Source organism: Longimicrobium sp. (assembly GCF_036387355.1).
Lineage (GTDB): Bacteria > Gemmatimonadota > Gemmatimonadetes > Longimicrobiales > Longimicrobiaceae > Longimicrobium.
Map to the genome: position 1 here is coordinate 1 of NZ_DASVTX010000314.1, position 6204 is coordinate 6204.

The following is a 6204-nucleotide window of genomic DNA, read 5'->3' on the forward strand; positions in this document are numbered from 1 at the left end:
TGGTCTGGTAGGCGATTTCTTCGATGATGCCGATCTTGCCGGCGATGGTCTTCATGGCCTGCACCGTCTCGCGCACCTCGGCGCCGCCCTCTTAGGCGTCGCGGGCGCCGGCCTGCGCCATGATCTCCATCTGCCGGCTGCTTTCGGCGTTCTGGGTGATGCTGGCGTTGATTTCCTGCAGGCTGGCCATGGTCTCCTCCAGCGACGCGGCCTGCTCGCTGGTGCCCTGCGACACGCTCTGCGCGGTGGAGGACAGCTGCGCCGACGCGCTGGTGAGGGCGTCGCCGCCGGCGCGCACCTCGGCGATGGTGGTGGAGAGGCGCTGGTTCATGCGGCTCATGGCCCCCAGCATCTGCCCCAGCTCGTCCTGCCCGGTGGCGTGGATCTCGGCGGTAAAGTCGCCACCGGCGATGCGGTCGTTGATGCTGACCGCGGTGCGCAGCGGCGCCACGATCATCCGCGCCAGCAGCAGCGCCAGCCCCAGGGCCAGCAGCGCGCCCAGCGCCCCGCCCCCCTTGAGGGTCAGGAACATGGTGGCGACGCGGGCGGAGGTGTCGGCCTCGCGCTCCTTGAGCAGGGCCGATTCCGCGCTCTGGATGTCGGCCAGCTGCCGGCGCATGGCGTCCATGCGCACCTTGCCGTGCCCCGCGGCCACGTGCTGCACCAGCGAGTCCATGGGCACCTCGCCGCGCGTTACGCGGCGGCGCAGGTCAATGGTGGGCTGCAGCGCCTGGGCAAGCCATTCCTGGTAGGTGTCGTTGAGCCTGGTGAGGCGCTCCTGCTGGCGGGGGTTGTCGCTGGTGAGGTCCCTGGCCTGCTCGTAGTACTTCTGGAACTCCGCCTTTCCCATGGTGAACGGCTCCAGGAACTTGTCCTCGCCCGCCAGCGCAAAGCCGCGCTCGCCCGTCTCGATGTCCACCAGCGAGGTGAGCATGAGGTCCGACGCGAGGAGCACCTGGTACGTGTGGCGGTCCCACCCCACGGACTCGTTGAGCTTGCTGAAGTTGGCGTGCGACACGGTGACGAGCGCCAGGAGGATGAGGAGCATTCCCCCGAAGCCCATGTACAGCTTCGCGCCAACGCCGAGGTTCTTGAACATGGTCCGGTCTCCGTAAGGGTGGGGCGGGGGGCGCTTGGGGCGCCCTGGTGGTGGAAAGTCCTGCGTATCGGTCAGGCCGCGGCCGCCGCCGGGGCGGCCCGCAGCGCGTCTTCCATGAGCGAGGGCACGTCCAGGATCAGCGCCACGCGGCCGCTGCCCAGAATGGTGCTTCCCGCGATCCCGGGAAGCCCGTCGAACAGGCGGCCCAGGGGCTTGATGACGGCCTGGCCGTCGCCGATCAGCGCGTCCACCACGAGACCGGCCCGGCCCTCGCCGTGGCGGACGACGACGACGCTTTCGCGCCGGGGCAGGGCCGCGCCCGGGCAGAAGCGCTCACGCAGCCGCAGCCAGGGAAGGGGCTGGCCGCGCAGGTTCAGCATGCCGTCCGCGCCGCCGTCGTGGCGCTCGGCGGGGAGCTCCAGGCACTCCACCACGCTGTCCAGCGGCATCACGTACGTTTCGCCGTCCACCCCCACTGAAAAGCCCTCGATGACGGCCAGGGTAAGGGGCAGGCGCAGGGTGATGCAGGTGCCCTCGCCCTCGCGGCTTTCCACGGCCAGGGTGCCGCGCAGCGCGTCCACCGCGCGGCGCACCACGTCCAGCCCCACGCCGCGCCCGCTGATTTCCGTCACGGCTTCCGCCGTGCTGAAGCCGGGCTCGAACACCATGCGGAACAGCTCGGCGTCGGCCAGGCGCTCGGGGTCGGGGTGCAGGCCGGCGGCGCGGGCGCGGGCAGCGATGCGGGCGCGGTTCATTCCCGCGCCGTCGTCGCGCATCTGAATGACGACGCTGCCGGCCTCATGGCGGGCGCTGAACGTCACCGTGCCCTCGGGATCCTTGCCGGCTTCGGCGCGGGCTTCCGGGGTTTCCAGCCCGTGGTCCACCGCGTTGCGCACCAGGTGCGTCAGCGGCTCGCGCAGCTGCTCCACGATGCTGGTGTCCACCTCCACGTCCGCGCCTTCCACCACCAGCCGCGCCTGCTTGCCGCACACGTGCGCCACGTCGCGCACGGTGCGATGGTAGGGGCGCACCATGGGGCCCAGCGGCACCATGCGCAGCTTCATCACCACCTCCTGCAGGTCCATGTGCAGGCGGTCGGCTTCGCGGTGCACGGCCAGCACCTCGGCGGCGGGGCGCCCCTCTTCCAGCATCTGCGTCAGCCGGCCCCGGGCAATGGCGATCTCGCCCACCAGGTCCAGCGTGCGGTCCAGCTTTTCCACGTCCACCCGCAGCGTGCGGATGCGCGCGCGTTCGGCGTCCGCGGGCCGGTCCGCCGGGGCCGCGGCTCCCTCGGCCGAGGCGCCGGCCGCGTCGGCGGCGGCGGCGTCCACCTCCCGGGCCGAGGGCGCGGCGGTGTCGGAGGGCTCGGCGGCGGCGGCGGCAATGCGGGCCTGCAGGGCGCGGGCGGGGCCGTCCAGCTCGTCGGCGCCGTCCAGCGAGGCGGGGACGGCGGCGCGCAGCACGTCCACGGCGGCCAGCAGCAGCTCCAGGCGGGGCGGCGTCACGGACAGTTCGTGCTCGCGCAGGCGGTCCAGCAGGTCTTCCGTCACGTGGGCGAACTCGGCCACGGCGGGAAAGCCCAGGTTGCTGGCGTCGCCCTTGAGCGTGTGGATGCCGCGGAACACGGCGTCCAGCAGGGCGGCGTCGCCGGGGGCGGCCTCCATGGCCAGCAGCGCGTCCTCCACCGAGGCCAGCGTTTCCGTCGCTTCCGCGCGGAACACCTGCAGAATGGCCCCGAAGTCGAAATCCATGTCCATGAAAGCCTTTGCCTGCTCGGGCGGGGGTGACGCGAGAAAAGGTCAGATCAGCCGGACGGCGGCGGTGCCTTCATCCGTGTGAAACAGCAGCTTGCGGCCGCGGTGGCCGCCCACGTCGCACCGGGTGACGCGGATGCCGTGGTGCTCCAGCGCCTGCAGGGCCAGTTCGGCGTTGCGGTCGCCCAGGTGCCCTTCGCCGGTGCCGCGGAACGCCTCCACCACGCACGCCCCGCCGATGACGCGGGCGTCCAGGTCCGCCGTGCGGCACCCGAGCGAGCGCATGCCGTCCAGCAGCTTGCGCATGGCCACGCACCCGAAGCGGGCGCTGGCCGTCCCCATCCCCGCGTGGTTGGGAAGGAGAAAGTGGTTCATCCCGCCCACGCGCAGGCGCGCGTCCCACAGGCACACGCTCACGCACGACCCCAGAATGGTGGTGACGGCGGCCGGCTCGCCGCTCACCACCACGTGGCCGGGGTGCAGGTACACGGCGCGGCGCGCGACGGGAGCGGCCGCCGGTTCGGGCCGCGCGGCGGAGGCGCGGGCGGCAAGGGCACTCATGACGCCGCGCGGGTCAGCGCGTGCAGCCGGGTGGCGTACAGCGCCGGCGCGGCGTGCATGGCCAGAAACGAGAAGAGCTCCTCGTCGAACGGGGTGAACCCGGTCTTGTGCGCCAGCAGCCCGGCCACTTCCACCACGCCCACCGTTTGGCCTTCCAGCCGCAGCGGAATGGCGGCGGCGGGGGTGGATTCGTCGCCCTCCGGCCGCAGGTAGGGCTCGCCGGTGAGCAGCGCGGCGGCGGCCACGGCGGAGGGTTCGGCGCTCGCCTGCCCGTCGGGAAGGAGCGCGCTCACCAGGCGGGTGGCGCCGCCTTCGGCCTCGTACACGGCGAAGTGCTCGCTCCCGATCAGGTTCACCAGCACCTCGTGCAGCGCTTCAATGACCTGTGCGCGGTCCAGGCTGCCGTGCAGGAACGAGGCGGCCACGTACAGCTTGGCCACGTTCCCCTTCTCCTCCTCCAGCCGCACGTTGCGCTCGCTGAGCGCGCGGTTGGCGGCCTGCGCGGCGGCCATCTCGCGGCGCGCGGCGATCAGCTCGGCCTGGTGGCGGTCCAGCCGGTCGCGCAGCACGGAAACCTGTTCGGCCAGGCGGCGGTTGGCTTCGCGCAGCTCGTCGGGGCCGGCGGGGGGCACGGCGTCGCGGGCGGGGAGCTCCAGCATCATTCGCCGATGAAGTCGCGCACCTTGGCGACCAGTTCGATGCCGTCGATGGGCTTGGTGATGTAGTCGCTGCAGCCGCTCTCGTAGCCTTCTTCCACGTTCTTGGCCTCGGAGCGGGTGGTGACCATGATGATGGGCGTGTCGCGCAGCTCGTTGCGCTCGCGCAGGGCGCGGGTGGCCTCGAAGCCGTTCATGCGCGGCATCACCACGTCCATGAGGATGAGGTCGGGGCGCTCGGCCAGGGCGGTGCGCACGCCCTCTTCGCCGTCGCGGGCGGAGATGAGTTCGTACGCGGTCTTGCTGAGGATCATCTTGATCCACATGTGCGTGGTCGCCGAGTCGTCGACGAGCAGCACCTTCTTCTTGGGTTCCGCGCGGGGCGCGGTGGGGATGGCGTACGCGGCGGCGAAGGCGCTCATGAATCCGTGTGGTGTCGGATAGTGGCTGGTCAGGCGCGGTGGAAGACCCGCCGCGCACCGGTCCCTTATTCCACGAACCGTACCGCATGCGCCAAGGTTTCGGCTGACGGCGCCAAGCTGTTGCGGGAGAGTGGTTTAGGCGGATGCGCCGCGATTCCGGGCGCGCCAGGGGGTGCGGCAGATTGCCGCAACTCGGCGGCGATCTGTCGGCGGCAGGAATGCGGATGGGTGCTGCGGGGGCGGGTAGCAGGTCAGCCGCACCGGGTCCCCTCGCCCGGCTCGGACTTCGAGTGTCATTCTGAGCGGAGGCGCCGCGCTCCGCCGTCCGTCACACCAGACTCTGGCGCCGACCGAAGAATCCCGCGCCACCGCATCCCATGCACGCCCGGTTGCGCGCCGCGCTCGGACGCTGCGGGCGCGGCGGGAGAGGCTGGAGCACGCCGCGCCGGACCGCGGTGCGGCGGACGTGTCGGTCCGGGATTCTTCAGTCGCGCATGAACGCGGCACCGGGGAAAGCGCGGCGCACGCTCCTTCAGAATGACGCCGCCGCGCCGAGGTGGGCGGCAGGACTGGTGGCGCGGAGGTGCCGCCGCAGGCGGCGCCGGGCAGCGTGGGCGGCGCGGGCCGCGATCTGGCATCAGGCGCACTGGACATGTCACATCCGCCCCACCGGGATCCCCCACCCGGCTCGGACTTCGAGTGTCATTCTGAGCGAGGCGCCTCGCCGCACCGTCCGTCACACCAAACTCCGGCGCCGACCGAAGAATCCCGCGCCACCGCATCCCATGCACGCCCGGTTGCGCGCCGCGCTCGGACGCTGCGGGCGCGGCGGGAGAGGCTGGAGCACGCCACGCCGGACTGCGGCGCGGCGGACGTGTCGGTCCGGGATTCTTCAGTCGCGCATGGATCCGGCACCGGGGAAAGCGCGGCGCACGCTCCTTCAGAATGACGCGTCAGCGCCGAGGCGGGCGGCAGGACACCGGTGGAGCGGAGGTACGCCGCGCGGCGGCGTACCGTGACATCAGGCGCACCGGGATTCCGCACCCGGCTCGGACTTTGGGCGTCATTCTGAGCGAGGCGCCGCGCCGCACCGTACGCCACACCGAACTCTGGCGCCGACCGAAGAATCCCGCGCCACCGCATCCGCTGCACGCCCGGTTGCGCGCCGCGCTCGGACGCTGCGGGCGCGGCGGGAGAGGCTGGAGCACGCCACGCCGGACCGCAGTGCGGCGGGCGTTTCGGTCCGGGATTCTTCAGTCGCGCATGAACGCGGTGCCGGGGAAAGCGCGGCGCACGCTCCTTCAGAATGACGCCTCAGCGCCGAAGTGGGCGGCAGGACAGCGGTGGCGCGGAGGTGCCGCCGCGGGCGGCGTACGTGACACCAGGCGCACCGGATCCGTCACATCCGCCGCGCCGGGATTGCTCACCCGGCTCGGACTTCGAGTGCCATTCTGAGCGGAGGCGCCGCGCCGCACCATCCGTCACACCGGACCTTGGCGCCGACTGAAGAATCCCGCGCCAACGTGTCCGATGCACGCCGGGTTGCGCACCGCGCTCGGACGCTGCGGGTGCGGCGCGAGAGACGCCGCGCCGGTCCGCGGTGCGGCGGATGCTTCGGTCCGGGATTCTTCAGTCGCGCATGACTTCGGCACGGGGGAAAGCGCGGCGCACGCTCCTTCAGAATGACGCCTCAGCGCCGAAGTGGGCGGCAG

5 protein-coding genes are annotated in these 6204 nt (G+C 72.1%); all 5 read right to left on the bottom strand.

All coding sequences use genetic code 11. The annotated features are described in order from the left end of the window. Window positions 1–91: 91 nt before the first annotated feature. The 5 genes from VF665_RS13555 to VF665_RS13575 all read right to left on the bottom strand — a co-directional run bounded on the left by VF665_RS13555 (window position 92) and on the right by VF665_RS13575 (window position 4492). Window positions 92–1099 carry a CHASE3 domain-containing protein gene (locus tag VF665_RS13555; RefSeq protein WP_331053965.1) on the bottom strand — a complete coding sequence of 336 codons (1008 nt, stop codon included), beginning with the start codon at window positions 1097–1099 and terminating at the stop codon, window positions 92–94. Window positions 1100–1170: 71 nt separating this feature from the next. Next, complete coding sequence (locus tag VF665_RS13560; RefSeq protein ID WP_331053966.1) at window positions 1171–2856, bottom strand: chemotaxis protein CheA; 1686 nt, start codon at window positions 2854–2856, stop codon at window positions 1171–1173. A gap of 42 nt (window positions 2857–2898) precedes the next feature. Continuing rightward, window positions 2899–3414, bottom strand: a complete 516-nt coding sequence (locus tag VF665_RS13565; protein ID WP_331053967.1) for a chemotaxis protein CheD — start codon at window positions 3412–3414, stop codon at window positions 2899–2901. Continuing rightward, complete coding sequence (locus VF665_RS13570; protein ID WP_331053968.1) at window positions 3411–4073, bottom strand: GAF domain-containing protein; 663 nt, start codon at window positions 4071–4073, stop codon at window positions 3411–3413. The genes VF665_RS13565 and VF665_RS13570 overlap by 4 nt, the downstream gene beginning before the upstream one ends. After that, the gene (locus tag VF665_RS13575) at window positions 4073–4492 is read right to left on the bottom strand and encodes a response regulator (protein WP_331053969.1); all 420 of its coding nucleotides are present in this window, start codon (window positions 4490–4492) and stop codon (window positions 4073–4075) included. Before VF665_RS13575 ends, VF665_RS13570 begins: the two co-directional genes overlap by 1 nt. Window positions 4493–6204: the final 1712 nt, after the last annotated feature.

Excerpts from the sequence above, each read along its gene's own strand:
- VF665_RS13570 (WP_331053968.1), bottom strand. The coding sequence starts at position 4,073 with ATGCTGGAGCTCCCCGCCCGCGACGCCGTGCCCCCCGCCGGCCCCGAC.
- VF665_RS13565 (WP_331053967.1), bottom strand. The coding sequence starts at position 3,414 with ATGAGTGCCCTTGCCGCCCGCGCCTCCGCCGCGCGGCCCGAACCGGCG.
- VF665_RS13575 (WP_331053969.1), bottom strand. The coding sequence starts at position 4,492 with ATGAGCGCCTTCGCCGCCGCGTACGCCATCCCCACCGCGCCCCGCGCG.
- VF665_RS13560 (WP_331053966.1), bottom strand. The coding sequence starts at position 2,856 with ATGGACATGGATTTCGACTTCGGGGCCATTCTGCAGGTGTTCCGCGCG.
- VF665_RS13555 (WP_331053965.1), bottom strand. The coding sequence starts at position 1,099 with ATGTTCAAGAACCTCGGCGTTGGCGCGAAGCTGTACATGGGCTTCGGG.